Source organism: Natronomonas halophila (assembly GCF_013391085.1).
GTDB classification, from domain to species: domain Archaea; phylum Halobacteriota; class Halobacteria; order Halobacteriales; family Haloarculaceae; genus Natronomonas; species Natronomonas halophila.
The window spans coordinates 822,743-848,507 of the sequence record NZ_CP058334.1 but is presented as its reverse complement, the minus strand read 5'-3'; the positions used below and the strand labels follow the sequence as shown (position 1 = coordinate 848,507).

General features: G+C 63.7%; 30 protein-coding genes. 23 read left to right on the top strand and 7 right to left on the bottom strand.

The window, feature by feature from the left end; genetic code table 11:
- Position 1: 1 nt before the first annotated feature.
- The 3 genes from HWV23_RS04710 (at position 2) to sod (ending at position 3,178) form a co-directional block, all read left to right on the top strand.
- Positions 2–937 (top strand): thiamine pyrophosphate-dependent enzyme, encoded by a 936-nt coding sequence (locus HWV23_RS04710; RefSeq protein ID WP_178289271.1) that lies wholly within the window; start codon positions 2–4, stop codon positions 935–937.
- Between the two features lie 112 nt (positions 938–1,049).
- Entirely contained in the window at positions 1,050–2,441 is a 1,392-nt protein-coding gene (locus HWV23_RS04705) for a cryptochrome/photolyase family protein (protein ID WP_178289270.1), read from the top strand.
- Positions 2,442–2,572: 131 nt separating this feature from the next.
- Positions 2,573–3,178 (top strand): superoxide dismutase, encoded by a 606-nt coding sequence (sod, locus tag HWV23_RS04700; RefSeq protein WP_178289269.1) that lies wholly within the window; start codon positions 2,573–2,575, stop codon positions 3,176–3,178.
- 69 nt (positions 3,179–3,247) lie between these two features.
- Here the strand turns inward: sod and HWV23_RS04695 are convergent, their stop codons facing one another.
- Positions 3,248–4,177 (bottom strand): RAD55 family ATPase, encoded by a 930-nt coding sequence (locus HWV23_RS04695; RefSeq protein ID WP_178289268.1) that lies wholly within the window; start codon positions 4,175–4,177, stop codon positions 3,248–3,250.
- Between the two features lie 49 nt (positions 4,178–4,226).
- On the bottom strand, positions 4,227–5,324 hold the full coding sequence (locus HWV23_RS04690) for a helix-turn-helix transcriptional regulator (RefSeq protein WP_211693317.1): 1,098 nt from the start codon (positions 5,322–5,324) through the stop codon (positions 4,227–4,229).
- Positions 5,325–5,565: 241 nt separating this feature from the next.
- Here HWV23_RS04690 and HWV23_RS04685 point away from each other — a divergent pair, with 241 nt between their 5' ends.
- The 4 genes from HWV23_RS04685 to HWV23_RS04670 all read left to right on the top strand — a co-directional run bounded on the left by HWV23_RS04685 (position 5,566) and on the right by HWV23_RS04670 (position 7,886).
- Positions 5,566–6,048 carry a hypothetical protein gene (locus HWV23_RS04685; protein ID WP_178289266.1) on the top strand — a complete coding sequence of 161 codons (483 nt, stop codon included), beginning with the start codon at positions 5,566–5,568 and terminating at the stop codon, positions 6,046–6,048.
- 57 nt (positions 6,049–6,105) lie between these two features.
- The gene (locus HWV23_RS04680) at positions 6,106–6,687 is read left to right on the top strand and encodes a DUF4382 domain-containing protein (RefSeq protein WP_246282730.1); all 582 of its coding nucleotides are present in this window, start codon (positions 6,106–6,108) and stop codon (positions 6,685–6,687) included.
- A gap of 89 nt (positions 6,688–6,776) precedes the next feature.
- On the top strand, positions 6,777–7,040 hold the full coding sequence (locus tag HWV23_RS04675) for a DUF5827 family protein (RefSeq protein WP_178289264.1): 264 nt from the start codon (positions 6,777–6,779) through the stop codon (positions 7,038–7,040).
- The gene (locus HWV23_RS04670) at positions 7,041–7,886 is read left to right on the top strand and encodes an ATPase (RefSeq protein ID WP_178289263.1); all 846 of its coding nucleotides are present in this window, start codon (positions 7,041–7,043) and stop codon (positions 7,884–7,886) included.
- A gap of 1 nt (position 7,887) precedes the next feature.
- On the opposite strand, the gene HWV23_RS04665 is transcribed toward HWV23_RS04670, so the two are convergent.
- On the bottom strand, positions 7,888–8,475 hold the full coding sequence (locus HWV23_RS04665) for an MBL fold metallo-hydrolase (protein WP_178289262.1): 588 nt from the start codon (positions 8,473–8,475) through the stop codon (positions 7,888–7,890).
- Between the two features lie 99 nt (positions 8,476–8,574).
- Here HWV23_RS04665 and hisF point away from each other — a divergent pair, with 99 nt between their 5' ends.
- Both hisF and HWV23_RS04655 read left to right on the top strand, forming a co-directional pair.
- Positions 8,575–9,390: an imidazole glycerol phosphate synthase subunit HisF gene (gene hisF / locus HWV23_RS04660; RefSeq protein ID WP_178289261.1), complete on the top strand. Its 816-nt coding sequence runs from the start codon at positions 8,575–8,577 to the stop codon at positions 9,388–9,390.
- Positions 9,391–9,558: 168 nt separating this feature from the next.
- Positions 9,559–10,026 carry a pyridoxamine 5'-phosphate oxidase family protein gene (locus HWV23_RS04655; RefSeq protein ID WP_178289260.1) on the top strand — a complete coding sequence of 156 codons (468 nt, stop codon included), beginning with the start codon at positions 9,559–9,561 and terminating at the stop codon, positions 10,024–10,026.
- Between the two features lie 646 nt (positions 10,027–10,672).
- Here the strand turns inward: HWV23_RS04655 and HWV23_RS04650 are convergent.
- Entirely contained in the window at positions 10,673–10,957 is a 285-nt protein-coding gene (locus tag HWV23_RS04650) for a DNA-directed RNA polymerase subunit L (protein WP_178289259.1), read from the bottom strand.
- Positions 10,958–11,064: 107 nt separating this feature from the next.
- Between HWV23_RS04650 and HWV23_RS04645 the strand changes: the two genes are divergently transcribed.
- The 12 genes from HWV23_RS04645 to HWV23_RS04590 all read left to right on the top strand — a co-directional run bounded on the left by HWV23_RS04645 (position 11,065) and on the right by HWV23_RS04590 (position 21,319).
- Positions 11,065–11,820, top strand: coding sequence for an SDR family NAD(P)-dependent oxidoreductase (locus tag HWV23_RS04645; protein WP_178289258.1), 756 nt, complete (start codon positions 11,065–11,067; stop codon positions 11,818–11,820).
- Positions 11,821–11,911: 91 nt separating this feature from the next.
- Positions 11,912–13,252 carry an ABC transporter substrate-binding protein gene (locus HWV23_RS04640; RefSeq protein WP_178289257.1) on the top strand — a complete coding sequence of 447 codons (1,341 nt, stop codon included), beginning with the start codon at positions 11,912–11,914 and terminating at the stop codon, positions 13,250–13,252.
- 3 nt (positions 13,253–13,255) lie between these two features.
- Positions 13,256–14,146, top strand: coding sequence for a branched-chain amino acid ABC transporter permease (locus HWV23_RS04635; RefSeq protein WP_211693315.1), 891 nt, complete (start codon positions 13,256–13,258; stop codon positions 14,144–14,146).
- Positions 14,139–15,284, top strand: a complete 1,146-nt coding sequence (locus tag HWV23_RS04630; RefSeq protein WP_178289256.1) for a branched-chain amino acid ABC transporter permease — start codon at positions 14,139–14,141, stop codon at positions 15,282–15,284. The genes HWV23_RS04635 and HWV23_RS04630 overlap by 8 nt, the downstream gene beginning before the upstream one ends.
- The gene (locus tag HWV23_RS04625) at positions 15,281–16,012 is read left to right on the top strand and encodes an ABC transporter ATP-binding protein (RefSeq protein WP_178289255.1); all 732 of its coding nucleotides are present in this window, start codon (positions 15,281–15,283) and stop codon (positions 16,010–16,012) included. Before HWV23_RS04630 ends, HWV23_RS04625 begins: the two co-directional genes overlap by 4 nt.
- The gene (locus HWV23_RS04620) at positions 16,009–16,725 is read left to right on the top strand and encodes an ABC transporter ATP-binding protein (protein WP_178289254.1); all 717 of its coding nucleotides are present in this window, start codon (positions 16,009–16,011) and stop codon (positions 16,723–16,725) included. Before HWV23_RS04625 ends, HWV23_RS04620 begins: the two co-directional genes overlap by 4 nt.
- 146 nt (positions 16,726–16,871) lie before the next feature.
- Positions 16,872–17,663, top strand: coding sequence for an enoyl-CoA hydratase/isomerase family protein (locus HWV23_RS04615; RefSeq protein WP_178289253.1), 792 nt, complete (start codon positions 16,872–16,874; stop codon positions 17,661–17,663).
- A 79-nt stretch (positions 17,664–17,742) separates the two neighbouring features.
- A complete protein-coding gene (locus HWV23_RS04610) occupies positions 17,743–18,888 on the top strand; it encodes an acyl-CoA dehydrogenase family protein (protein WP_178289252.1) in 1,146 nt (381 codons plus the stop codon).
- Positions 18,885–19,745, top strand: coding sequence for an alpha/beta fold hydrolase (locus HWV23_RS04605; RefSeq protein ID WP_178289251.1), 861 nt, complete (start codon positions 18,885–18,887; stop codon positions 19,743–19,745). Before HWV23_RS04610 ends, HWV23_RS04605 begins: the two co-directional genes overlap by 4 nt.
- Positions 19,746–19,751: 6 nt before the next feature.
- Positions 19,752–20,273 (top strand): Lrp/AsnC family transcriptional regulator, encoded by a 522-nt coding sequence (locus HWV23_RS04600; RefSeq protein WP_178289250.1) that lies wholly within the window; start codon positions 19,752–19,754, stop codon positions 20,271–20,273.
- Positions 20,274–20,277: 4 nt separating this feature from the next.
- Positions 20,278–20,463 (top strand): hypothetical protein, encoded by a 186-nt coding sequence (locus tag HWV23_RS04595; protein WP_178289249.1) that lies wholly within the window; start codon positions 20,278–20,280, stop codon positions 20,461–20,463.
- A 37-nt stretch (positions 20,464–20,500) separates the two neighbouring features.
- On the top strand, positions 20,501–21,319 hold the full coding sequence (locus tag HWV23_RS04590) for a CPBP family intramembrane glutamic endopeptidase (protein WP_178289248.1): 819 nt from the start codon (positions 20,501–20,503) through the stop codon (positions 21,317–21,319).
- 17 nt (positions 21,320–21,336) lie between these two features.
- On the opposite strand, the gene gatA is transcribed toward HWV23_RS04590, so the two are convergent.
- Together gatA and gatC are read right to left on the bottom strand one after the other, a co-directional pair.
- On the bottom strand, positions 21,337–22,605 hold the full coding sequence (gene gatA / locus HWV23_RS04585) for an Asp-tRNA(Asn)/Glu-tRNA(Gln) amidotransferase subunit GatA (protein ID WP_178289247.1): 1,269 nt from the start codon (positions 22,603–22,605) through the stop codon (positions 21,337–21,339).
- Positions 22,605–22,874 carry an Asp-tRNA(Asn)/Glu-tRNA(Gln) amidotransferase subunit GatC gene (gatC, locus tag HWV23_RS04580; RefSeq protein WP_178289246.1) on the bottom strand — a complete coding sequence of 90 codons (270 nt, stop codon included), beginning with the start codon at positions 22,872–22,874 and terminating at the stop codon, positions 22,605–22,607. The genes gatA and gatC overlap by 1 nt, the downstream gene beginning before the upstream one ends.
- A gap of 252 nt (positions 22,875–23,126) precedes the next feature.
- Between gatC and HWV23_RS04575 the strand changes: the two genes are divergently transcribed.
- Positions 23,127–24,092 (top strand): transcription initiation factor IIB, encoded by a 966-nt coding sequence (locus tag HWV23_RS04575; protein ID WP_178289245.1) that lies wholly within the window; start codon positions 23,127–23,129, stop codon positions 24,090–24,092.
- A 57-nt stretch (positions 24,093–24,149) separates the two neighbouring features.
- Positions 24,150–24,620, top strand: coding sequence for an NUDIX hydrolase (locus HWV23_RS04570; RefSeq protein WP_178289244.1), 471 nt, complete (start codon positions 24,150–24,152; stop codon positions 24,618–24,620).
- Between the two features lie 18 nt (positions 24,621–24,638).
- On the opposite strand, the gene HWV23_RS04565 is transcribed toward HWV23_RS04570, so the two are convergent.
- Positions 24,639–25,694, bottom strand: coding sequence for a CNNM domain-containing protein (locus HWV23_RS04565; RefSeq protein WP_178289243.1), 1,056 nt, complete (start codon positions 25,692–25,694; stop codon positions 24,639–24,641).
- Between the last annotated feature and the right edge of the window lie 71 nt (positions 25,695–25,765).

Sequence of the window (25,765 nt, the reverse complement as noted above, 5' to 3'; positions counted from 1 at the left end):
CATGAGCGCATTCAACGCAATCGGCGAGGACCGCGAGGTAGAACGCGACGAGTACACACCCGGTATCGAGCCACAGGCGACCTGGTGTCCCGGCTGTGGTGACTTCGGCGTCCTCAAGGCGCTGAAAGGCGCCATGGCCGACCTCGGCAAGGACCCCGAAGAGATCCTGCTCGTGACCGGTATCGGCTGTTCCGGCAAACTGAGCAGTTACTTCGACAGCTACGGCTTCCACACCATTCACGGCCGTGCGCTGCCCATCGCCCGGGCCGCCAAACTCGCCAACCCCGAACTCGAAGTCATCGCGGCGGGCGGCGACGGCGACGGCTACGGTATCGGTGGCAACCACTTCATGCACACCGCCCGGGAGAACCACGATTTCACCTACATCGTGTTCAACAACGAGATTTTCGGGCTGACGAAGGGCCAGACCTCGCCCACCAGCCCGAAGGGCCACAAATCGAAGACCCAGCCCCACGGCTCCGCGAAGTCGCCGATTCGGCCCCTGACGACGGCACTGACCGCCGGCGCGACGTACGCCGCCCGAACCGCTGCCGTCAACCCGAATCAGGCTCAGGAAATCCTCGTGGAAGCCATCGAACACGACGGCTTCTCGCATATCGACTTCCTGACCCAGTGTCCGACCTGGAACAAGGACGCCAAGCAGTACGTCCCCTACGTCGACGTCCAGCAGAGCGACGACTACGACTTCGACGTCTCGGACCGGCGAGAGGCCGCCGACATGATGCAGAAGACCGAGGAAGCCCTCTACGAGGGCGAGGTGCTGACCGGCCGGTTCTACCACGAGGCGGACCGACCCTCCTACGGGCAGGAGAAACGCGAACTCGGCGAGATGCCCGACGAACCGCTGGCCGAGCGCTACCACGACGACGATTACGAGTGGGAACGCAGTTACGACCTGCTGGACCCGCATAAGTAGAGCGTCATTTTTCGCCCGTTACTGCTGTTCGGTTCCGCGATTTGTATCCTGAACCAGGAGACGAGCGGTCCGACCCGGAGATTTACACGCCGAACGCCCGATTCGAAAGCCAATGCGCCTGCATTGGCACCGGCGGGACCTTCGCGTGGCCGACAACCGCGGGCTGGCCGACCCCTCCGAGCCGGCTGCGGGAGTGTTAGTCTTCGATGAGAACGTCCTCGAACACGCCGGCGCGCCGCGCGTGGCCTTCCTGCTGGATGCGCTCGAATCCCTGCGAGACGCCTACCGGGAGCGTGGGTCTGACCTCTTCGTCCGCCACGGCGCTCCCGCCGACGTGCTGTTGGATCTCGCCGAGGAGCACGACGTCGACACCGTCTCGTGGAATCGGGATTATTCGGGGCTGGCCCAGCGCCGCGACGAACTGGTCGCTGAGGAACTGACGGAGTGGGACGTCCTCCCCCAGCAGTTCCACGACGCGATTTGCCACCAACCCGGCTCCATCACGACGAATCAGGGCGACCCCTATTCGGTGTACACCTACTTCTGGAAGAAGTGGCGCGATAGGGAGAAGGCCGATCCCTACGAGGTGCCGGAGTTGGCCGAGGCCTCCGACGGCGAACCGATTCCGACGCTGTCGAATCTCGGCTTCGATGCCCCGGCAGCGTCCATCCCCGAGGCAGGCACCGAGGCGGCCCGGGAGTTGCTCGATGATTTTCTCGCGACGGACGTCACCCGGTACGAGGAAGCCCGCGATTACCCGGCTGAAGAAGCCACCTCCCGACTCTCGCCGCATCTGAAGTTCGGGACCATCGGCATTCGGGAAGTCGATGCGGCGGTGCGGGAGACGCAAGCCCACGCCGAAGACGAGGCCGCCGAATCCGTCGCGGAGTTCCGCTCGCAGTTGGCCTGGCGGGAGTTCTACACGCACGTCCTCCACTTCAACCCGAGCGTCGTCACGGAGAACTACAAGGAATACGACCACGAAATCGAGTGGGAAAACGACGAGGACCTGTTGGCGGCTTGGAAGGCCGGAAAGACGGGCTACCCCATCGTCGATGCCGGGATGCGCCAACTCCGCGAGGAGGCGTACATGCACAACCGAGTGCGGATGATTGTCGCCTCGTTCCTGACGAAGGACCTGCTCATCGACTGGCGCGAGGGCTACGACCACTTCCGGGAGCATCTGGTCGACCACGACACGGCCAACGACAACGGCGGCTGGCAGTGGGCGGCTTCGACGGGCACCGACGCCCAGCCGTATTTCCGTATCTTCAATCCGATGTCACAGGGCGAGCGGTACGACCCCGAGGCGACCTATATTAAAGAGTACGTCCCCGAACTCCGCGAAACCGACCCCGAGACGATTCACTCGTGGCACGAACTCTCCGAGGACGAGCGCGAGGCCGCCGCTCCTGATTACCCCGAACCGGTGGTCGACCACGGCGAGCGCCGTGAGGAAGCGCTGGCGATGTTCAAGCGTGCCCGTGGCGAGGAGGAGACGTAGCCGGTTTCGGCGCCATCTCTTCGGCCCCGTCCGCACGCTATCTGTCGGTCTTTGGTTCGGTGCATGTTAGCCTCTGACAACGAAGTTTTAACAGTCATCGCGGAGAGTCCTAGAAATGGAGGACGATATAAATGCCTGAACATTCCAACCCCGAACTACCGCCGCTCCCGTACGACTACGACGCCCTCGAACCGTCCATCTCCGAGCAGGTCATGACGTGGCACCACGACACCCACCATCAGGGCTACGTCAACGGCCTCGAAAGCGCCGAGGAGACCCTCGCGGAGAACCGCGAGGCGGGCGACTTCGGTGGCTCCCCCGCAGCCATCCGCAACGTGACCCACAACGGTAGCGGTCACTATCTCCACACGCTGTTCTGGGAGAACATGGCCCCGAACGGCGGTGGCGAACCCGACGGCGAACTCGCCGACCGCATCGAGGAGGACTTCGGGTCCTTCGATGCCTGGAAGGGCGAGTTCAAGGCCGCTGCCGGCGCCGCCGGTGGCTGGGCGCTGCTGGTCTACGACCCCGTCGCCGACCAGCTGCGTAACCTCGTCGTCGACAAGCACGACCAGGGCGCGCTCTGGGGTAGCCACCCCATCCTGGCGGTCGACGTCTGGGAGCACTCCTACTACTACGACTACGGTCCGGACCGCGGCAGCTTCATCGACAACTTCTTCGACGTCGTCGACTGGGACAACGTCGCCGAGCAGTACGAGAAGGCCACGCAGCAGTAAGGTACCGTAGTCACACCATCGATTTTCTTTCGCGCGCCACACCGGATAGCCACAGTTGTCGCGATTGCCTCACCAGTGTTTGCGGCCGATCTTCTTCGTCGCCTTGGCTCGGAAGCCGTGCTCGTCGATAATCGAGTCGAAGACGGTCTGCCGTTTCATGTCGAGGGCCCCGCCGAAGGAGCCGACACGGACCGTTCGATAGGTCGTATATCCTTCGTCGTTCGAATAAAAGTAGATGTGACCGTGCAGGAGCCCGTGAATAGTGTCGTTTTGCCGGACTTCGGCCGCCCTGCTGTCGTATTTGACGAAGGCGACGGTCCCCCAGTTGACGACGGCCTCACGAAGCCCGATTAAAAAGGCGAGTTTGTGGTTCCGCGGTAGGCCGAACTCCGTTGCGCGTTCGAGGTCCGACAGCGAATCGACGACGATGAGGTTGTCGCTCGCCTCGGCGAGGCGGTCGCCGATATCCTCCAGCAGGTCGCCGAACGTCTCCACGTCGGGGTCGGGGTCGGCCGGTTCATCCACCCCCTCGGCGGCTTCGAGCGGGGACGCTTCCTCGGAGTCGTTCGGCGTCTTTCGACGCGCCTCGAACAGCGCCGACGGGACCGGGAGCAGGTCCATGAACCGCTGTGAGTAGTCGGCGACGGTCATGTGGTCGGCCAGTACGTCGAAGCTCTCGTCGTCGAGGACCGCGTCGAGTTCGCTGTAGACGTGTTCGCGGTCGTTGCTCAGGGTCAGGTAGGTCACCGATTCGGGGACGTGTTCGGCCCGGTCGGCGAGTTCGCTGCGGACCGTCTCCGGGCGGTGTTTCGCGGCCATCAGGCGTGCGAGGCTCGTATACGTGAACGCGTCGCCGCCGGCGTCGGGTGCGCCGGCCAACAGGACGCAACTGCCCGTCGGGATGCCGCGAACGTCGCCGTCCAATCCGCGGATTCCGAAGGGAATGTAATCGATCGAGTCGCTGAGGTCGCGCGCCGCCGAGGCGGAGCCGGGTACCATACGTTCGGAACGGCCCGCCAGAAGTATAGTGTTGGGGCGGCCGCCCTCGCTACTGCTCGCGGTCGCTGCCGTCGGCGTCCTCCGTGATGTCCTCGTCGGGTAGCGCCAGCACGTTCTCCCGGCCGAGTCGGAAGCCTTCGAGGTCGCCCTCCTCGCGGAGGCCCTTCGTGACCTGACTCGTCTTGGCGTCGGTCCAGCCCAACTCCTCGGCGACGGCCTGCTGTTTCATGCGCCCGCCGTGCTGCTCGATGAGTTGGAGGACCTGCTCTTCGTTGCTCAGTAGGTCCGGGTCGGTTGGTGTGGGTTCGGCTTCGTCTTCGGCCGCGGCGGCTGGGGAACTGCCACCGCCGCCATCTCCGTCATTCTCGTTGTTCTCACCTCCAACGCCAAACATGCCGCCACGCCGCCAGACGAGCAGCAGCCCCCCAAGGAGGAAGACCAGAAGGACGAGAAGACCCCCGACGAGGAAGGAGGACCCGGCCAGCCCGTTATCGGCGGGCGTGGCATCCTTGGGACCGAGTTCGAGCCGCGGCTCGCCGGTCGCGAAGTTGGTCGGGCCGTCGTAGCTTGCCGTCCCGTCCCGTGATTCGGTCGGTGAGGGATTCGCATCGAGGAGGGCGTATTCGTCGGGCCAGGTGATCAACAGCGAGGTGTTCTCGTCGAGGACGAGGCCGTCGATGGCGTCGCCGACGAGCAGGCGGTCCCCGTCGGTGGCGGCGAAGTTCGACCACCGGAAAGTGAAGGTGACGACGCCGCGTTCCTGCGGAAGTTCCTCCCGCGTGGCCGAGACGGAGACGTTCGTGATGGCCATCTCTCGCCCCGTCGCGTTGGCGGCGCTGTCAGCCGTCGCGTTCATCCGGTTGTGGAACCGCTCGACGTACGGGCCGGGGTCGGATTCGATGTCGTTCGAGAGGTTCTCGAATGCCTGTTCGTCCTGGTCGGTATTGAGTCGCATCCGGTATTCGATACGCCAGGCGGCATCGCCGTCCGCCTCGACGTCGACTTCCATCACGACGTCGTCGGGGTTGATGTCCTCCTGGAGTGTCGGTGCTGCGGCGGTGCCCGTTGAGGCGGCCGCAAGCCCGGGCACGGTGACGCCAGCGACGACGACGAACACGATTACTACGGCGACGAATCCCCGGTTCACGTCCGTGAGAAGGATGCGTGTATATAAAGGCATTATTGCCGAAGCAACCGTTTCGTGCGGCCGACCCGGGCGGCGATTCGGCCCGGCCAACAGAGCTAAATACATGAATCGGGCCGGCGACGCTGCCGCTCGAAAGGCGATTTAATCCGGCTTAATTCGGCTTTAGAAGCGTTCAAACCGGCTAAATCCGACTTCGGGGTCTACCCCCGTTAAGTGGCTGTCCGTCCCAGACCCGAGTGCAATGAGAGCGAAACAACTCATCACGGTCGCGGTCGCAACGATGCTGCTCATCGGTGGCGCGGCGGCGCTCGGTGCCGCCAGCCCCGGTGCCGCAGCGAACGACAACGCCACGGACGCGCACGACGAAAACGTGCCGGCCGATGCGGACGCTGACGATGCTGACGACGCCGAGGACGGCGACGCAGCCAACGCGAGCGAGGCCCGTGAGGGTAACGCCGACGGTGTCGGCCCGAGCGACGGGCTGCCCGAGCAGGTCCCGGACCACGTGAGCCAGATTCACGACACCATCGAGTCGTACCTCAACGGTGAGGTCGACAACCTCGGCCAGTCGCTGAACGACCTCCTCGCGGACGACGCCGCTGACGACGAGGCGGCCGACAGCGAGGACGGCGATAGTGACGCTGACGAAAGCGCTGACGACGGCGACGCTGACGACGACACGGATAGCAACGAACCCACCGAAACGTCCGACTCGGACGCGTAATCTGGGTTTTGGCCGTTAGGATTTAGCGACTATCGGTTTTATTAAACAACTATGAACATGGACAGACGTACGTACCTTGTAACGACGGGCGCAGCGACGGCGAGCATGGTCGGCTTCGCGGGCTGTCTCGGTGGTTCCACCGGGACGCTCGCGACGCGGGTTACCGACCAGCCCGGCGATATCGGGGACTTCGAGGAATGTATCGTTACCGTCGTCGGGATGTGGCTCGGTCCGGACGGCGCCGACTCCGGCACCGAATCCGGCGAGACGCCCTCCGAGCGGGAGTATTACGAGTACGATGAACCGCAGGAGGCCGACCTCGTCCAGTTGCAGGACGGCGAGACACAGTTGGTCGACGAGCGGGAACTGGAGACGGGCACCTACGAGTTCCTGCAACTGGACACGGACGGCGTCGACGCGACGCTGAACGACGGCAGCGAGGCGACCGTCGAGGTGCCGGGTGAGGCCCCGCTGACGTTCAACCAGTCGTTCGAGGTGCGCGAGAACACCCGGACGGTGTTCACGGCGGACTTCACGCCGGTCAAGCGCGGCCAGACCGGTAGCTACGTCCTCCAGCCAGTGCCCGACGGTATCACCGTCGACTATGAGGGCGACGACGGCACCGCTACCCCGGAATAGCGCGTCGCCGACGTCGGTCCTTTTTCTGTTCCCGCTCCGGGGAGCGACGGTAATCAACGCCTAAAAGGCGTGACGACCTACCCGGAGCCATGCCACGACCGCGCGAGGAGTTCGATGACCTCCGGGAGTTCCAGTTCCGCGACCCCGAGGAGGTTCTCGAGGACGACCAGATGTACACCGTCTACGAAATCGCCCGCCGCCTGCAGGGGGTCGACCCCGAGCGGGAACTCGACGTCGAAACCGAGAACATCCTGCTGGACTGGGCGATCCCGTGGATGCTCGACCACAGCGACGCGTTCGTCTTCGCCGAACCGGACGACGAGAACGAACCGGGCTACTACGGCCTCAAATAGATGCAACTGCTGGTCGCAGGCGCAAGCGAGGTCGATGCTGGCAAGACGACCTTTACGACCGGCCTCATCGAGCGGACCGGCGTTCGCGGCTACAAACCGCGGGCCGGCAACGACTACTGGTACGACCAGGACGATTACCGCGATGCGGTCGACCGTGGCCGCCTCTACGGCAAGGACGCCAAGCGACTCGCGGCCGCCGCACCGGGCGACGTGCGGCCCGAGGCCATCAACCCGATTCATCGTCTCTGGCTGCCGACCCCGGGCAAGGGGAAGGGCCTGCTCGGACGCGAGGGCCGGGCCTTCGTCGTCGACCGGGTGACACGCCTTGGCGATGTCGAAGGGGACAACGGCGGGGAAAACGACCCGCGCGACGAGTACGTCGTCAACGGCACCGTTACGGTGCCGCCGGCGGCCGAGCGGGCATTCCCGCTCGATTCGGCGCCGAAAGTGGAGTCGCTGGCGGCGCTGAACGACCTGATGGCCGAGAAGCACAAACCGGCGCTGGCCGCGCTCAGCGATGAAATCGCTACCCGCGAGGACGCGATTGTCGAATCCTATTCCGATATCGCCCGGCCGCTGGCTGGCTTCGAACCGGATGCCGTCGCGGTCGTCGAACCGCGTCGCTGTCGGATTTACCCCGGGGACCGATACGCGAAGGCCTGCGAGGTCGCAAGCGGGAGCGCCCACGAGGGCCGCCTCGAAGAGCGGGTCGACCACGTCATCGAGTTACTCGACCCGGTGGCCTCGGTGACGCTCCCGGCGCTATCGAGCGAAGAACGAGGCGATCTGCCGGTCGTCGCCGACGCGTACTCGGAGGCTTACGACGCCCTGCTTTCGGCGGTCTGAGTTATTGGCCCATCCGGGCCGCCTGCCCGGCGAGTTCGATATGGTGTGCGGGGTTCGTTTCGACCGCGGGACCGTGGCCGACGTACATCGCCGAGAGGGCGTTGCCGACTTCTTTCTGCAGGTAATCGATGCTCTCGATGAGCGTCGGGCGGTCGCCCTCTTCGAGGTCCGTGCGGCCGAACCCACCGTTGGCGAAGACGAGGTCGCCCGCAAAGAGCAGGCCGTCGTCGGTCGAATAGAAACAGAGGTGGTCGTCCTTGTGGCCCGGCGTGTGGAGCGCGCGGTAGTCGCCGTCACCGATGGCGACCGTCTCGCCGTCGGCGATGGCGTGGTCGACGAGTTCGTGGTCGGGGTCGAAGCCCCAGACGTCGACGTCGAAGGCGTCGACGACGCTGGCGACGTTGCCGACGTGGTCCGGGTGCGTGTGGGTGAGCACGAGCGCGTCGAGGTCGTCGGTCACCGATTCGATGCGGTCGACGGCGTCGAACTCGTTGCCCGCATCAACGAGTACGGTGCGGTCGCCCTCGATGAGGAAGGCGTTGCTCGTAAACGAGCGGACACCCTGTGCGATATTGTGGACGGTGGTCATCGGCCGTGGGTTGTTCGTCGGCGCGTTTGTGCCTTTCTACACGGGGGTCGTGACTCCGAAACGGTCAAGCGGCGAGGTGGCGTACGTCGAGACGACTAAATGGCTCTGACCAAGCGCATCATCCCCTGCATCGACGTCGACGTCGACGAGGAGGGGAACGCCGCGGTGTATACGGGAGTCAACTTCGAGAACCTCGAATACACCGGCGACCCGGTCGAACTCGCCGAGAAGTACAACGAGTCGGGCGCCGACGAGTTCGTCTTCCTCGATATCACCGCCTCCGCCGAGGGCCGAGAGACGATGCTGGATACCGTCTCCTCGGTCGCCGACGAGGTGTTCATCCCGCTGACCGTCGGCGGCGGCATCCGCACGAAAGCCGACATCAAGGAGACGCTCCGCGCTGGCGCGGACAAGGTCTCTATCACGACGGGCGCCCTCGAACGCCCCGAACTCATCACCGAGGGCGCAGGGGCCTTCGGCAGTCAGTGTATCGTCATCAGCGTCGACGCCCGCCGGCGCTACGACGACGAGGGCGAACACTACTTCGAGGCCGACGGCGAGGACGTCTGGTTCGAATGCACGAAGAAGGGTGGCCGCGAGGGCACCGGTATCGACGTCGTCGAATGGGCCCGCGAGGCCGAGAACCGCGGCGCCGGCGAACTCTTCGTCAACTCCATCGACCGCGACGGTACGAAGGACGGCTACGATATTCCGCTTATAAAGGCTGTCTGCGACAACGTCTCGACGCCCGTCATCGCCTCCTCCGGTTGTGGCAGCCCCGAACACGTCTACGAAGTCTTCGAGGAGGCAGGCGCTGACGCCGCGCTTGCGGCCTCTATCTTCCACTTCGGCGAGTACACCATCGAGGAAGTCAAGGAGTACCTCGACGAGCGGGGCGTTCCGGTTCGGATTTAACCAGCGGTTCTTTTTCGTTTCTCATCTGCCGACTCGCGGGTGATTGCTGCTCGGAAGGTCGAAAAACGAAATCGGTTGATGGGGTGGGCGGTGGGGTAATCAATGCAGAATTCATATTCGGCTCGTCCCGGGGAAATAACATATGTGTCTGCTATTTGAATTAACAGTATGCTCAAGATGACCGCCGATGAGATTGGGGCCTTCCTTCAGCAGCAGGAAACCGGTGTCCTCTCTACTTGTGCCGACGCAGAAGCCTACGGTACTCCCGAATCCTTCGGCTATCGGAACGGAAAGCTCTATTTCGAGTTAGCGATGCCCGCAGAGAGCAAACGACGAACCTTTCTAACTCAAACAGACACCGCCTGCTTCACCGTTCAGGATGCGAAAACAGCGCGTGACTTCGCGAGTGTGATTGTTCAGGGGTCACTCGACCAACTCTCCGAAGACGGCCAAGAAGCCGGAATGGCCCTCGCACAAAATGACCAGTTCCCCTCCAGCCATGTCTTTCCGGGCCAAGATACCTCAACAGTCAGGGCATTCGTTCTTGAACCAGGGTCGGTCTCTGGCAGGAAAGGGCCAGATTTCGAAATCGATGCGACTGCGGCTAGTCTCCCTGTTCGGGGCGACAACGAGTAATCCCGGTATAATCGACTAGTGAGAGAAATCGTTCAGTAGAGGGAATCTACGAACCAGCCAGTACAAGACCCCGAATTAATATACAAATGGGCTGGTGTGTGGCCCTGTGAAACGAACCAACATCCTCGCGTTCGGAAGTATTCTTGCTGGATTTTTGACGCTGTATGTCGGTTGGGGTGAGGGTCTTGGGTTCGTCACTCTGGGGCAACATGCCTGTGAGAGGACGGTGCCACCGCAAGGGTTACATCTGAATGAGGCAGGTCAAATCGTGTACCGAAGATGCCAGTATGTATACGATTTCGCGTGGCCAGTCTTCATTCTGGCCTCCTTATTGGGAATCACTCTTCTGGCAAACGGTGGCAGACTCTATTGGACAAACTGATTCGTCCGAGACGTATGACCAACCCGAGAATCGTTCACAGTTCGAACCTCTGACTATCTACCTTTGGGGGCAGAGAGAGTTCGGCCGATCTCCACGCTCGTCCTTACAGCTACTTCGACCAATGCCGAATAAAGAACCCGTGCTACCAACTACTCCTTCCGGCTGTTTGTGCCCGAGCAGTCGCCAAGTTCGGTTTATAAAATAGAACTAGTGTCTATTCGGGATTGAAAGGAAAACCGACATCATACGGATTCACCGAAAAATTCAGGCGGCGGACTGGAAGGCGTCGCGGAAGGCGTCGGTCTTGGATTTGACGCCGTCGGCGGCCGCTTCGAGCGCATCGAGGGGGTCGATGCTGCCGTCGGTCTTGATGGTGACGATGGGGTCGGTCTGGCCACCGGACTGTTCGGGGTTCATGTCGTAGGTCGCCGCGGCAACGCCGTCGACCTCCAGCAGGGCGTCCTTGAGGACGTTCATGAAGGTGTGGTCTTCGTCCTGAATCTCGATGGACAGTTCGGTCTCCAGGTTCTCGATGACGCGCAGGTCCATTACGGGTATGTAGACCCATCGGCCGTATGAGCGTTACGAACCGGACGGACGCTCGGATGGTGAGCCGCGCCACGGGCTTTTTGCCGGCCCGCCACGCGAGTCCCGATATGGACCTGAACCTTTCCGGCACGACGGCCGTCGTCACCGGCGGCACGCGTGGCATCGGGCGGGCGATTTCGCTTGGCTTCGCCGACGCTGGCGCGAACGTCGTCCCGCTGTCCCGGACGGAATCGTCCGTCGAAGCAGTCGTCGACGAGGTCCGCGAGCGCGGCGTCGAGAGCCGCGTCGAAACCGTCGACGTCGCCGACACCGAGGCAGTCGAGGCGGTCTTCGAGCGCATCGACGAGGATCTCGGTATCGACGTCGTGGTGAACAACGCGGGCATCAATCCGGCATCGGCGCTCGGCACTCCCGAGTCGGTCCCCGAGGAGGGCTACGAGCAGGTGATGGACGTCAATCTCGGCGGGGCCTTCGCCTGTGCTCGGGCCGCCGAAACGTCGCTGCGGGAATCCGGCGGTTCGCTGGTCAACGTCGCCTCGGTCGGCGGGCTGGTCGGCCTCCCCCGCCAGCACCCCTACGTCGCTTCGAAGCACGGTCTCGTGGGCCTGACCAAGAGCCTCGCGCTGGATTGGGCTCCCGAGGTACGGGTCAACTGCCTCGCGCCGGGCTACGTCGCGACGGACCTCACCGAGGACCTGCAGGAAGACGAGGACCTCCGGCAGTCGATTCTCGACCGGACGCCGATGGACCGCTTTGCGGACCCCGAGGAAATCGCCGGTCCGGCCGTGTTCCTGGCCAGCGACCTCGCGTCGTATGCCACGGGGTCGGTATTCGCGGTCGACGGTGGCTGGACGGCGCGGTAAAACTTGCGACGGCGGTTTATTTCATCTGGGCAACTGGTCCAAAACGTACCGCAGATTTAAGGGGTATCTTCTGTAAGAAGGTACCGGACCAATGGTTAACAATGGCAAAAGTAGTCGGTCAACGGACACAACTGGGTACCGCGGCGTCGACCGCCGGGCCTTCCTGAAAGCAACCGGGGCCGGCGCGGCCGGTGTCTCGATGGCCGGTTGTCTCGGTGATGGCGGCGGCGGTGAATCGGACGGGTTCAAGATCGGCCACATTGGGCCGATGTCCAACCCCCTCGGTATCGGTTCGGCCCGAAGCGCCGAGATGGCTATCGCGGAAATCAACGAAAACGGTGGCATCAACAACGGCGACGTCGAACTGGTCACCGAAGACACGCGTGCCGACCCCAGCGAGGCGCAGTCGGTCACCGAGGAACTCATCCAGCAGGAGGAAGTCGACCTCCTCATCGGTGGGTTCGCCTCCGAGGCCTCACAGGCCGTCGTCGACCTGACTTCCAACTTCGACGTTCCGTACTTCATCACCGGCTCCGCATCGCCGGCGCTGACGGCCGACTTCGCGGGCGAGGATTACGAGACGTACAAGAACGTCTTCCGTATCGGCCCCGTCAACTCCGACTTCCAGGCGGAAGCGATGGCCGGCTACTGTGAGTACCTCAAGGAGCGACACGGCTGGGACCAGGTCGCCTTCCTGCGCGACCAGGCGGCCTGGACGGAACCGTTCGCCGAACTGATTCCGGGCTACCTCGAAGAGCGCGACATCGAAATCGTCCACGAGAGCGCACTCAACATCAACACCTCGGACTTCTCGCCCATCATGAGCGACGTGGACGATTCGGGTGCGGATTACGTCCTGCGCTTCTTCGCCCACATTCAGGCCGGCCAGATGCTCGGCCTCTGGCACGACGGCGAATACGAGTTCGGTATCGAGGGCATCCACGTCGCGTCGATGCTGCCCGCCTACTACGACGCGACCGAAGGGGTCGCGCTCTACGAGACGACCTCGCAGACGGGGGCAGCCGGCGTCACCGACATCACCGAGAAGACGGTTCCGTTCACCGAAGCCTACCGCGAGCAGTACGGCGACGCCGAGAACCCGCCGTTCCGGGCGCCGATGTACATGGGCTTCAACACCTACGACGGCCTCTTTATCGCACAGAACGCCGTCGCCAACGGCGCCGTGCCCCGGCAGGACCTCGACTCGTTCATCGACGCGATGCTGGATACGAGTTACACGGGTGTCGCCGGCAACATCGAGTTCTACGGGCAGGATTCGGATTACCCGCATGACCTCAAGGAGACCCGCGACGAGAACGGTGACATCTCGAACTTCCCGGTTACCCAGTGGCAGGAGGGCGGGGAAATCGAGTGTGTCTATCCGTCGAAGAACCGTACGGAAGAACACGTCATGCCGGCGTGGATGCGGTAAGCGATGGTCTTCGGCCAGGTATCCTCGCTGATTATTCAGGGCGCGATGATTAGTGCCGTCTACGCCCTGATCGCAATCGGCTTTACGATGATTTTCGGTGTGGGGGGTATCCTGAACCTCGCCCACGGCGCGCTTATCATGGCCGGGGCCTACGTCTTCGGCCTCCTCGTCCGGGATGCGGTCGTCCCGGCGATACATCCGGCTATCGCGTTTCCGATCGCCGTCATCGCTATCGCGGTTCTCTCTTTGGCGATGTACGAAATACTGATCAAATACATCGAGGACGACGTCGTCATCACGTTCCTTGCGACGGTCATCCTCGCGACGATGGCCACCGAGTTCGTCATCTACCAGTTCGGTTCGACCCCATTCGGGATGACGCTCATCTCGGGGGCACAGAACCTCGGACAGTACGGTATCGGTATCCGCATCCGTAACGTCGAAATCGTCGGCTTCGTCGTCTCGTGGATCGCCATCGGGTTGCTGTATTACTACATCACCCAGACCGACGATGGCCGGTCCATCCTCGCGGCCTCGATGAGCGAACGCGGTGCGGTGCTCACGGCCGTCGACCTGCACTCGGTGCGAGCCAAGACGTGGCTCATCGCGGGTGCGCTGGCCGGCATCGCCGGGGTCTTCCTCGGTTCGTCGAACGGCGCCACGCCGCTGATGTGGCTCAACCCGCTCGCGCTGGCCTTTATCATCGTCGTCATCGGCGGTATCGGCTCGGTCAAGGGCTCGGTGGTCGCTGCGTACCTCGTCGGGTTCCTCGAACAGTTCACGGTCACCTTCATCGGGCAGGAGTTCCGCGGCATCCTCTCGCTGGCGCTGCTCCTGCTGTTCATCCTCTACATGCCGGAAGGCATCTACGGGAGGGAGTTCGTCCATGACTAACCCGCTTTTCTTCATCGGTACTATCCTGGCTGCCGCCTCCGGTTCGGTTCAGGAGGCGGTCGGATCGATTCGTGAGAACGTACTGGCCCCGCTCGGCCGCGTCTTCGACCGCGTGTTGGCGCCGGTCGACCGCGCGCTGTCGCCGGTCGCGAACGCGTTCAACGCACGGCTCGGCGACTACTTCGGCGAACTGACGGGGTTACAGTTCCTCTTCCTGCTGGTCACGTTCGTCGGCCTACTGACGGCCGGCGTCTGGGCCCCGCTCGTCAGCGGCAGCATGCTCCGGACGCTGGCGCTGGCCAGCATCTGGGCCATCTTCGCCATGAGCTGGGACATCCAGAGCGGCTACACCGGCTACATCAGTTTCGGCCACTCGGTGCTGTCGAGTGCCGCCGGCTACACGACCGCGCTCCTGCTGGTCAATGTCAACCCCGAGATGTCGCTTTTCATCACGGCACCGCTGTCGGTGCTTGCGGCGCTCATCGTCGGCCTGCTCGTTGCGCTGCCGACGCTACGGCTGGAAGGACCGTACTTCTCGCTGATTACGTTCGTGTCGGTCCTGCTGTTCTATCGGCTGACGACCGCCTACAGCGCGCTCGGCGGGATTCCCGGCTTCCAAGAGCCGAGCGTCTTCACGTGGGACCCCATGCTGCGGTACTACTACATGGTCATCCCGATGCTGCTGATCGCGCTGGTACTGACGTATCTGGCGCGGTCGAACCTCGGGATGATCCTGATCGCGATTCGGGAAAACGAGGCGGCGGTTTCGGCTGCCGGCATCAACCCCACGAAGTTCAAGATCGGGTCGTTCGTCCTCAGTTCGATTCCGATGGGTATCGGCGGCGTTCTGCTCGTCGGCTTTACGGGCAACGTTGACCCGAGTACCTTCGTCATCGTCGACAACAGCATCGAGATAATCGCGATTGCGGTCCTCGGCGGGATGAGCTCCATCCTCGGTCCGCTCGGTGGAGCCTTCCTCTTCGAGTTCCTCAACCACGAGATTCTCGGTGACCTCGAAACATCGGTTCGGTACCTCCTGCTGTGGACGGCCGTGCTGTCCGTGCTCGTGTTCGCGCGGAACGGCCTGTTCCGCAAGGTCTGGCATCGACTCGGCGCCGTCGGAGGTGACGAACAATGAGCATCCTCGAAATCGACGGGCTGACCAAGCGGTTCGGCGGCCTCGTCGCAGTCGACGACCTCTCCTTCGACGTCGAGGAGGGCGAAATCCTCGGCCTCATCGGCCCGAACGGCTCCGGGAAGTCGACGGTGTTCAACTGTACGATGGGTATCTACGACGTGACCGACGGTCACGTCCGGTTCGACGGTGCGGATATCACCGAACTGGATACTCACGAAATCGTCAATCAGGGCCTCTCGCGGGTCTCCCAGGAGTCGAACCCCATCGACATCCTGCCCGTGGCCGGCAACATCAAGCTGTTCACGCTGCCGAACAGCATCACGTCGCTACACGGCGGTGCCTCCGACGAGGAAATCGCCGGCTACGCCAAGCGGGTCGACATCGACGACGTGCTCCACGAGACACCCGATGAGTTGCCGCACGCGGACGTGCGGCGACTCGAAATCGCCAAGGCGCTGGCGACGGAGCCGTCGATGATGCTGCTCGACGAGCCCTTTGCCGGCATGAATCAGGCGGAGATCCGCAAACTCTCCGACCAGATCGAACGGCTCCGCGAGGAGGGCATGACGATGGTCGTCGTCGACCACAACATGAGCAGTCTCATGGAGTTGGTCGACCGCGTCGTCGTCCTGCATAACGGCGCCAAACTCGCGGAAGGCACGCCAGAGGAGATCGCGAACAACGAGGACGTACAGGAAGCCTACCTCTCGACGGAGGGCGACATATGAGCGACCCACTACTCGAAATAGCAAACCTCGACGTATACTACGGGAAGACCCAAGCGCTCGACGACGTCTCGTTGTCGGTCGACCGCGGCGAAATCGTCGGCGTCATCGGCCCGAACGGGGCCGGCAAGACGACGATGCTGGATACGGTTGCCGGCCTCCTCGATTTCGAGGGGTCGATAAACTACCACGACCAGGACGTCGCGGCCGTATCGAGCCAACAACTCATCGAGGACGGCCTCGTCTACTGTACGGAAGACCGGGACCTCTTCCCGTTCTTCACCGTCGAGCAGAACCTGCTGATGGGCGCGCAGTTCCGCGACGACCGCGAGGCGGTCAAAGAGGACCTCCAGATGGTCTACGACCTCTTTCCCCGCCTTGACGAGCGTCGCGAGCAGGAAGCCGAAACCATGTCCGGCGGCGAACAGCAGATGCTCGCCGTCGGCCGCGCGCTGATGAGCGACCCCGAACTGCTGATGCTCGACGAACCGACGCTCGGGTTGGCGCCGGTCATCATCGACGACATCAGCGACGCCATCGAGCGACTGCTCGACGAGGGCCTGACCATCCTGCTGGTCGAGCAGAACTCGACGTTCGCGCTGCGACACGCCGAACGCCTCTATCTAATCGAGAACGGCCGCATCGAACTCTCCGGGACCGCCGAGGAGTTCAAGGAAAGCGAGTACGTCCGCGACGCCTACATCGGCGTCACATAGGGCGTCCCTCGCGAACGGCCGCTTTGAGCAACCGAAACCACGTGCGGTTCTATTCTTTCAATCGTTAGGAATATACTACAAAGCCTAAACGCTGGTCAGCGTATTGGGAAGGCTTTAGAGGGAGGGGTCGTATGTGGTGGTGTATCATGAGTGACGCAGCGACCCTCGATATCGAGGACGGCATCGCGACGATTACGCTCAACCGCCCGGACAGCCGCAACGCGCTGTCCAGCGAGATGTCCGGCGCTATCGTCGATGCGGTCGACGAGGCCGAAGCCAGCGACGATGTGCGCTGTCTCGTCATCACGGGCAAGGAGGGCACCTTCTGTGCGGGCGGCGACGTCAACTCCATGGTCGAGTTGATGAGCGACCAGGCCGAACTCCACGAGGCCGTCGAACGCATCCAACACGAGACGAGCCGCGCCATCCAGCGCATCGCCGAGTTCCACCTGCCGACCATCGCGAAGGTCGACGGCGTCGCCTATGGTGCGGGCGCGAACCTCGCTATCGCCGCGGACATCACGCTTGCTTCGGGCGACGCGAGCATCTCCTTCGGCTTCCGGCAGGTCGGCCTCGCCGTCGACACGGGCACCTCCTACCTGCTGCCCCGCGAAGTCGGCCTCAGCAAGGCCAAGGAACTGGTCTTCACCGGCGAACTGCTTGACGCGGACGACGCCGCGGACCTCGGCCTCTTCAACCACGTCTTCGAGGAGGACTTCGAGGAACAGGCCGCGGAGTTCATCGACCCCATCGCGAACGGCCCGACCATCGCGCTCCGGAACTCGAAGCAGGCTCTCAACCAGGGCTTCGACGCCTCGCTGAAGGAGGCCCTCGACAACGAGGCGTCCGCGCAGGCGGCCGTTTTCGCGACCGACGACCACGAGGAGGGCGCGACCGCCTTCATGGAAGGCCGCGAACCCGACTTCAAGGGAGAATAGTACGTCCGTCCGCGCATCGAATTAACGCTGTTCGATATGAGGGGCAATCTATTTTGCATCGGAAGCTAATGGTCCGTACATGTCCTTTAAGCTCAACGCTGAGCACGAGGCGATTCGTGAGGCTGTCCGCGAGTTCGGACAGGAAGAAATAGCGCCCGTCGCCCGTGAACACGACGAAAGTCAGGAGTATCCCGAGGACCTGCGCCGGCAGGCTGCGGAACTGGATTTCGTCTCCCCGCACATCCCCGTCGAATACGGCGGCGCGGGCATGGACGCCATCGGCCGCACCATCGTCACCGAGGAACTGTGGCGTGCGGACCCCGGCATCGGCTCGGCCATCGGCTCGGCCGGCTTCGGTTCCTCGATGATCGTGGAGTACGGTGACGAGTGGATGAAAGAGGAGTGGCTGCCGAAAATCGCCAGCGGCGAATCGGCATCCTGTTCCTGTATCTCCGAGCCGGCCCACGGCTCGAACGTCGCCGGCATCGAAACCCACGCCGAGAAGGACGGCGACGAGTACGTCCTCAACGGTAACAAGATGTGGATTACCAACGGCACCGTCGCCGACGTCGCGGTCGTCATGACCAAGACCGACCCCGACGCGGAGCCGCCACACCGCGGTATCACCGCCTTCCTCGTCCCCACCGACAAGGACGGCTTCAAGCCGACGAAAATCAACAACAAGCTCGGTATCCGCGCATCGGACCTCGCGGAGGTCGTCATCGACGACGTGCGCGTCCCCGAGGAGAACATCATCGGCGAGAAGAACAAGGGATTCTACCAGCTGATGGACTTCTTCGCCTCCGGTCGAACCAGCGTCGCCTCCCAGGCGGTCGGCGCCGCACAGGGCGCGCTCGACGCGGCTATCGACTACGCCAACGACCGCGAGCAGTTCGGCCAGAAGATCAAGGAGTTCCAGGCTATCGAGCACAAGATCGCCGACATGGCGACGAACCTCGAAGCCGCCCGCTCGCTGACCTACCGTGCGGCCTCCCACGTCGAGGAGGACAAGGACGACACCGCCGTCCGCCTGGCCTCGATGGCGAAACTGTTCGCCTCCGAGAACGCCGTCGACATCGCCGACGAGGCGATTCAGGTACACGGCGGCGCGGGCTACGTCTCGGACCACCCCGTCGAGCGCATCTACCGTGACGCCCGTATCACGAAGATCTACGAGGGTACCAGCGAGATCCAGAAGAACATCATCTCCGACCGCCTCCTATGAATCACGAAGCGTGGACCGACGCACAGTCGGAGACGACTGTCACCGTCGACGGCCACGACCTGTCGGTCGCGTACTACGAGGACGGCCCCGAGGACCCCGAGGACACGCTCGTCTTCGTCCACGGCGTGCCGACGTGGTCGTTCCTCTGGCGTGACGTCGCACCCGCCTTCGCCGACGACTACCGCGTCGTCGTCCCCGACATGCTCGGGTACGGCAACTCCGCGAGCCACGAGGGCTTCGACCGCTCGATTCGCGCTCAGGAGGCGATGCTCGAAGACCTCCTCGATACGCTCGGCGAAGACTCCGTAACGCTCGTGGCGCACGACATCGGTGGCGGTGCGGCGCTTCGTTTCGCGGCCCACAGCCCCGAGCGCGTCCACCGGTTCGTCGCGTCGAACATCGTCTGCTACGATTCCTGGCCCGTCGAGTTCATCTCGAACCTCGGCCTGCCGGGAACCGAGGAACTCGACGACGAGGAGTTCGAGGCCAAACTCGATTTCGCCTTCGCCGAGGGCGCTTACGGCGATGCCGACCCCGAGTTCGTCGCGGGAATGAAGGCGCCGTGGCTTCGCGAGAACGGCAAGCGCGCTATCGCACGAGCGGCCGTCGCTACGAACACCAACCACACGACCGAGATTCCCTACGACGCTATCGACGCCGAGGTGCTGTGTCTGTGGGCGACAGACGACGTCATGCAGCCGCTGGAGTACGGCCAGCGGCTCGCCGAGGACCTCGGTGGTGAGGTCGTCGAACTCGACGAGGCCTACCACTGGGTCGTCGAGGACCGCTCGGAGACCTACCGGGAGGAACTGCGGCGGTTCCTCACCGAAACTGACACCTTGGAGGGGAGTGAGTAGCCGGCCATGCCATCGAGTGACGCCCCTAGCTGGGATTTCAAAGAACGGGACGTGCTGGTCCTTCGGGAACTCTCCCGGGACCCGCAGTTGTCCTCGCGGGACCTGGCCCGGATTCTGGACGAGAAGTACGACATCGACGTCTCCCACGTCACCGTTTCGGAGTCCATCCGAGGGATGCGCGAGGAGGGCGTCTTTCGGGAGGCCATCATCCCCAACGAGGAGTACTTTCACTTCGCGCTCTTCGAGTTCAAGTTCAACCCCGAGAACTTCGACGAGCAGTGGCGTCCGGCGATGGAGTTCATCCGGGATTCGCCCAACACGCTGTTTTACTTCCTCTCGGATGGGGAATACCAGTGGAAGTCGGTCATGATGTTCCCGACCCGGGACGCCCAGTCCCAGTGGATTCACGAGTTCTACAAGGAACACGGCGATATCGTCCACAACCTCCGCAACTCCGTCGTGACGAACGTCCTGAAGTTCCGTACCGACCCCGAAATCCTCGAGAGCCTCCACGACGCCGACGATTGACGTGATGGACGCGGACGGCGACCCGTTTTCGACGGTCGCACTCGTGGTCGGTTCGCTCGCCTTCGTCTTCGCCGCCGTGCTGGTGGCCGTCCAGCTCGCGGGCCGCCCCGAGGGCGTGCTGACCCTGCCGCTCGTAATCGTAATCCCGGCCGTCCTCGGACTGATTTACTGGTACGTCCGCTACGGGTAGGGACGACCTTTTTGCGTGACCGGCCGTAGGCCCGCCCATGTCGGATATCGATGCCGCGCTTGCCGACCGGCTTCCCGCGCCCGTCCTCGCGGTGGCCGTCGCCATCGGCCTCGCGGCGCTGGCGTTCATCGTCGGTAACGGTGCCGCAGCGCTTCTGGCTATCGCGCTCGATTCGGCGGGTATCGACATCACGCCGCGCCGGGCGGTCGTCCTGTCGGTGGTGACGCTTCAACTGGTCGCGTTCAGTGCCGTCTCGCTCGGGTATCTCCGCTATCGGGACCGCACGCTGGCCGATATCGGCGTCGAGGTGCCCTCCCTCGAAGGCTGGATTTCCCTCGGCGCCGGCTACGTCGGGATGGTAGTCGTCTGGCTCGTCGGCGCCATCGGGACCTTCATCATCGGCAACCGCCTCGGCATCGAGCGCCAACAGCAGGGCATCATCGAAATCGCACAGCAGGACCCGCTCATCTTCCTGCTCATCGGGGTGCTTTCGCTTTTCATCGTCGGCCCGGCCGAGGAACTGCTCTTCCGTGGCGTCATCCAGACGCGCCTGCGGGAGACGTTCGGTCCCGTCGGAGGGGTCGGCATCGCGACGACGCTGTTCGCGTTCGCCCACATCACCGGCTTTCTGCCGGGGAGCATCGGCGGCGCACTGTTGAGCGTGTCGGTGCTGTTGCTGGTCGGCCTCGTGTTGGGGCTCGTCTACGAGTTCACGGATAACCTCGTCGTCGTCGCGGCCATTCACGGCCTCTACAACCTGACGCAGGCAACGTTCGGGTATCTCGGCGTTCGGTTCAGCGACCCCGAGGCAGCCGCTGTCACTCTGCGGACGGTCGCAGCAATCGTCGGGGTATAAAAGGGAGCGTCAGGAAATCAGGCCAGCGCGGAGCCGGCGCGGATAATCGTCTCCTCGTCGAAGGCGGGCCCGACCAACTGCAGGCCGACCGGCCCTTCATCGGTTTCGCCCGCCGGGACCGAGATGGCGGGCAGGTTCGCGAGGTTGACCGGGACGGTGTTGGCGTCCGCGAGGTACATCTGGAGGGGGTCATCGAGGCTCTCGCCCATCTCGAACGGCGGGACGGGCATCGTCGGTGAGGCGAGTACGTCGACGTCCTCGAACGCCGAATCGAAGTCCTGCTTGACCCACGCGCGGGCGTCCTGAGCCTGTTTGTAGTACTTGTCGTGGTAGCCGGCCGAGAGGGCGTAGGTACCGAGCAGGACGCGGCGTTTGACCTCCTCGCCGAAGCCCTCCTCACGGGCGTTGGCGAAGGATTCGTTCCAGTTGCCCTCGTGGCCGCCCGACTTGCCGTAGCGGACGCCATCGAAGCGCGCGAGGTTCGAGGAAGCCTCGGACATCGCGATGACGTAGTAGGCCTGCACGGCCGTCTCGACGGAGGGAAGCGAGACTTCCTCGGTGGTCGCGCCCTGCGACCGGAGGTCCTCGAGGGCGGCCTCGAAGGTTTCACGAACGCCCTCGTCCGCGCCTTCCAGCAGTTCGGTCGGGACGCCGATAGTGAGGCCGTCGACGTCGCCGTCCGCGGCGGCGGCGTAGTTCGACCCGGCGCCGTTCTCCCGTGTCGTCGCGTCGTTCTCGTCGGGGCCGGCGATGACGTCCAGCGCCTCGGCGGCCTCCTCGACGGTCGGGGCCAGCGGGCCGATTTGCTCCAAGGAGTTCGCGTAGGCGACCAGTCCGTAGCGGGAGACGAGGCCGTAGGTCGGCTTGATGCCGACGACGCCACAGAAGGCGGCCGGACAGCGGACCGAGCCACCGGTATCGGAGCCGAGTGCGATGTCGGCCTCGCCGGCGGCGACGGCAGCGGCGGAGCCTCCCGACGAACCGCCGGGGACTCGGCCCTCGGCAGCGGGGTTTTCCGTCGGGCCGAATGCGGAGGTTTCGGTGGTCGTCCCCATGCCGAACTCGTCCATGTTGGCCTTGCCCACGATGGTCGCACCGGCGTCCTTGAGGCGCTGGACGACGGTGGCGTCGTAGGGCGGGACGTAGTCTTCGAGCATGTTCGACCCGCAGGTGGTGCGGACGCCCTCCGTCGAGATGTTGTCCTTGACGGCGACGGTGACGCCGGAGAGGGGCCCCTCGTCGGCGCCCTCGACGGTCTCCTCGGTGATGAATGCGTTGTGGCTCATTACGATACCTTCGGCCCCTTGAAGTAGCCGTCCTCGGTCTCCGGCGCGTTCTGGAGGGCTTCCTCCTGAGAGAGGCCCTCGTGGACCTCGTCGGGCCGCATCACGTTGGCTAACTCCGCTTCGGCCTCGACTTCGGGCACCTCGTCGAGGGCCTCGAAGTAGTCGAGGATGTCGGCGAACTGCTCGGTGAACCGGTCGACCTCCTCCTCGTCGAGGTCGACGCGGGCCAGCGAGGCGACGTGGCGGACTTCCTCCTCGTCGACGGTCATGGTCGGTTGTGGGCGTGGGGTGTCACTAAGGGTTTCGAATGGCCCTGCGCGCCGGTTTCGAACCACCGTCACGACTATTTAGGGAAATACCGCGCCGTTCCCTGATTCTCACCGATGACGGGCCTCGGACAGAACGGCCGCTAGAAGCGGTCTAAACCGCGTTTCAGCGCCTTCCTCGGCCCCAATATTTAAGTCGGTGACGCGACAACAGATTAATAGCGCAGTTCCTCCACCAACTGCCGTTTGTTCAAAATGACTGACAGTACCGTCAGACGTTCGCAACGCGAGGAAGAGGAGGAAACCACCGAGAGCGACGAGTCCGAACTGGTGTGTCCGGAGTGTGGCGGGTCCCTCCGGGCGGATACCGAACACGGCGAGACCGTCTGCAGCGAGTGCGGTCTCGTCGTCGACGAGGACGAAATCGACCGCGGCCCCGAGTGGCGCGCCTTCGACAGCGCCGAAAAGGACGAAAAGAGCCGGGTCGGTGCCCCTACCTCGAACATGATGCACGACAAGGGCCTGTCGACCAATATCGGCTGGCAGGACAAGGACGCCTACGGCAATTCGCTCTCGTCCAGCCAGCGCCAGAAGATGCAACGCCTGCGGACCTGGAACGAGCGCTTCCGGACGCGTGACTCCAAGGAGCGCAACCTCAAGCAGGCGCTGGGCGAAATCGACCGGATGGCGAGCGCACTCGGCCTCCCGGATAACGTCCGCGAGACTGCTTCCGTCATCTACCGCCGCGCACTCGACGAGAACCTCCTGCCCGGACGCTCCATCGAGGGCGTCGCCACCGCGTCGCTGTACGCCGCCGCCCGACAGGCCAAAACTCCGCGGAGTCTCGACGAGGTCACGAACGTCTCGCGGGTCGACAAGGACGAAATCGCCCGCACCTACCGCTACGTCGTCCGCGAACTCGGCCTGGAAATCCAACCCGCCGACCCCAAGAGCTACGTCCCGCGCTTCGCCAGCGACCTCGAACTCTCCGACGAAGCCGAGCGCCGCGCCCGTCAGTTGCTCGACAGCGCCGCCGAGGCCGGCATCACCTCCGGAAAATCGCCCGTCGGCCTCGCTGCCGCCGCGGTTTATGCCGCTTCGCTGCTGGTCAACGAGAAAGTGACCCAAAGCGAGGTCAGCGAAGTCGCCGATATCTCCGAAGTGACGATTCGGAACCGGTATCACGAACTGCTGGAAGCCGAAGAAGGCCTGGACGTCTGACGGGCTTTTTCTCGCCGAGAGCGAAACGCCGAAACCGCCTCGCCGCCCGCTGTCGGTATGGAGACGACACGACATTTCGTGGCGACGATGTACGCCGTCAACGACGGCGCAACTCTGCTGCACGAACACGAGAAGTTGGACATGTGGCTGCCGCCGGGCGGCCACATCGACCGCGACGAACTCCCCCACGAGGCCGCCCTCCGGGAGACCTACGAGGAAACGGGACTGGAACCCGACCTCGTCGCCGAAACCGGCCCCTACGACACCGAACAGGCCGAATCCCTGCCGCAGCCTGACGCCTTCCTGCTGGAGGACATCGACGTTCACGAGAGCGGCCGCGTTGCTCACCAGCACATGGATTTCGTCTACTTCGGGCGCGCCGAAAGCCGCGAAATCGACCCGGCGGGCCACGACGAAACCGCGGCGGACGCGTGGGCGTGGTTCACCGCCGAGGAACTGGACGCACACGACGAGTTGGCGGCCGATATCTGCGACCTCGGCAAGCAGGCAATCGAGCAGTTGGGATAGAACGGACCCCGGCGAGGGTCAGCCCATGGCTTCGTCGAGGGGGTCTTCGAGTTCGCCCATCACGGCCTCGAAAGCGTCGGTCGCCGTGACGAGGCCGACCACCTCCCCCTCGGAGATGACTAGAGCGAGTTCCTGACTTTCGGCCTGAAACTGGTCGATGGCGTCGCTGACGCTCGTTTCGGGCGAGACGGTCATCGGCGGCGCGGCGATTTCCTCGAAAGTGGTCTCCTCCGCTCGAATCTCGTCGATACGGTCGAGAACCGCGGGGACGTAGATGATGCCGACGAAGTCGTTGGTCGTCTCGCCGACCAGCGGATAGCGCGTGTGCGGCGTCTCGAACATTCGCTCGAAGTTCTCCTCGGGACTGTCGGCCGTCGAGAGGAAGACGACGTCGTCGGCGTCGACCATCACGCTCTCGACGGGAATCTGACCGGCATCGAGCGCGCCGACGATTTCCTCGTGGCGCTCCTCGGAGAGGTCGCCGCGTTCCAGCAGCGAGTCCAGCCGGTTGCGCAACTGCGCGCGGTTCTCGATGACCTCCTCGCCGGTCTCCAGCCACGCGCCGGTCATCTCGACGCCGAAGAGGCTGAGGGTCCATTTGGCGACGGTGTCGCCGATCTCCATCACCGGGCGGATGAGTTTGGTGAAGTAGTACAGCGGCGTCGCACCGTACCGACAGACGGTCTTGGTGCGTTCGACGCCGAGATAGGTCGGCGTCTGCTCGCCGTGGGTCAGATGGACGAGGTTGATGATGACGAAGGCGATGATACCGCCGGCACCGATAGCCGCGAGCGTGCTCCCGCGGAAAAGCGGCTCGAAGAGGGCTGCCAGCGCCGGTTCGGCGACGATACCGACCGCGATACTGGAGGCGGTGATGCCGACCTGACAACTGGTGAGATAGATCTCCAGTTCGTGGGTCATCTCCCAGGCCCGGCGGAGGCTGGGTTCGTCGAACTCCGATTCGGTGTACTGACGAACCCGGGTCAGCGCGAACTCGATGGCGACGAAAAATCCGTTCGCGAGGATGAGCAGGATTCCTGCGACCAGCCGAAGCCCGATTTCGAGCGGCGTCATCGTCGGACGGGTTCGTCTGCCGACATGAAAGAAACCCCGGATTCGGTCTTTCCGGTCGGGATTCGTGGCGA

Coding starts and splice junctions, on each gene's coding strand:
- HWV23_RS04710 (WP_178289271.1), top strand. CDS start 2: ATGAGCGCATTCAACGCAATCGGCGAGGACCGCGAGGTAGAACGCGAC.
- HWV23_RS04705 (WP_178289270.1), top strand. CDS start 1,050: ATGCGCCTGCATTGGCACCGGCGGGACCTTCGCGTGGCCGACAACCGC.
- sod (WP_178289269.1), top strand. CDS start 2,573: ATGCCTGAACATTCCAACCCCGAACTACCGCCGCTCCCGTACGACTAC.
- HWV23_RS04695 (WP_178289268.1), bottom strand. CDS start 4,177: ATGGTACCCGGCTCCGCCTCGGCGGCGCGCGACCTCAGCGACTCGATC.
- HWV23_RS04685 (WP_178289266.1), top strand. CDS start 5,566: ATGAGAGCGAAACAACTCATCACGGTCGCGGTCGCAACGATGCTGCTC.
- HWV23_RS04680 (WP_246282730.1), top strand. CDS start 6,106: ATGGACAGACGTACGTACCTTGTAACGACGGGCGCAGCGACGGCGAGC.
- HWV23_RS04675 (WP_178289264.1), top strand. CDS start 6,777: ATGCCACGACCGCGCGAGGAGTTCGATGACCTCCGGGAGTTCCAGTTC.
- HWV23_RS04670 (WP_178289263.1), top strand. CDS start 7,041: ATGCAACTGCTGGTCGCAGGCGCAAGCGAGGTCGATGCTGGCAAGACG.
- HWV23_RS04665 (WP_178289262.1), bottom strand. CDS start 8,475: ATGACCACCGTCCACAATATCGCACAGGGTGTCCGCTCGTTTACGAGC.
- hisF (WP_178289261.1), top strand. CDS start 8,575: ATGGCTCTGACCAAGCGCATCATCCCCTGCATCGACGTCGACGTCGAC.
- HWV23_RS04655 (WP_178289260.1), top strand. CDS start 9,559: ATGCTCAAGATGACCGCCGATGAGATTGGGGCCTTCCTTCAGCAGCAG.
- HWV23_RS04650 (WP_178289259.1), bottom strand. CDS start 10,957: ATGGACCTGCGCGTCATCGAGAACCTGGAGACCGAACTGTCCATCGAG.
- HWV23_RS04645 (WP_178289258.1), top strand. CDS start 11,065: ATGGACCTGAACCTTTCCGGCACGACGGCCGTCGTCACCGGCGGCACG.
- HWV23_RS04640 (WP_178289257.1), top strand. CDS start 11,912: ATGGTTAACAATGGCAAAAGTAGTCGGTCAACGGACACAACTGGGTAC.
- HWV23_RS04635 (WP_211693315.1), top strand. CDS start 13,256: ATGGTCTTCGGCCAGGTATCCTCGCTGATTATTCAGGGCGCGATGATT.
- HWV23_RS04630 (WP_178289256.1), top strand. CDS start 14,139: ATGACTAACCCGCTTTTCTTCATCGGTACTATCCTGGCTGCCGCCTCC.
- HWV23_RS04625 (WP_178289255.1), top strand. CDS start 15,281: ATGAGCATCCTCGAAATCGACGGGCTGACCAAGCGGTTCGGCGGCCTC.
- HWV23_RS04620 (WP_178289254.1), top strand. CDS start 16,009: ATGAGCGACCCACTACTCGAAATAGCAAACCTCGACGTATACTACGGG.
- HWV23_RS04615 (WP_178289253.1), top strand. CDS start 16,872: ATGAGTGACGCAGCGACCCTCGATATCGAGGACGGCATCGCGACGATT.
- HWV23_RS04610 (WP_178289252.1), top strand. CDS start 17,743: ATGTCCTTTAAGCTCAACGCTGAGCACGAGGCGATTCGTGAGGCTGTC.
- HWV23_RS04605 (WP_178289251.1), top strand. CDS start 18,885: ATGAATCACGAAGCGTGGACCGACGCACAGTCGGAGACGACTGTCACC.
- HWV23_RS04600 (WP_178289250.1), top strand. CDS start 19,752: ATGCCATCGAGTGACGCCCCTAGCTGGGATTTCAAAGAACGGGACGTG.
- HWV23_RS04595 (WP_178289249.1), top strand. CDS start 20,278: ATGGACGCGGACGGCGACCCGTTTTCGACGGTCGCACTCGTGGTCGGT.
- HWV23_RS04590 (WP_178289248.1), top strand. CDS start 20,501: ATGTCGGATATCGATGCCGCGCTTGCCGACCGGCTTCCCGCGCCCGTC.
- gatA (WP_178289247.1), bottom strand. CDS start 22,605: ATGAGCCACAACGCATTCATCACCGAGGAGACCGTCGAGGGCGCCGAC.
- gatC (WP_178289246.1), bottom strand. CDS start 22,874: ATGACCGTCGACGAGGAGGAAGTCCGCCACGTCGCCTCGCTGGCCCGC.
- HWV23_RS04575 (WP_178289245.1), top strand. CDS start 23,127: ATGACTGACAGTACCGTCAGACGTTCGCAACGCGAGGAAGAGGAGGAA.
- HWV23_RS04570 (WP_178289244.1), top strand. CDS start 24,150: ATGGAGACGACACGACATTTCGTGGCGACGATGTACGCCGTCAACGAC.
- HWV23_RS04565 (WP_178289243.1), bottom strand. CDS start 25,694: ATGACGCCGCTCGAAATCGGGCTTCGGCTGGTCGCAGGAATCCTGCTC.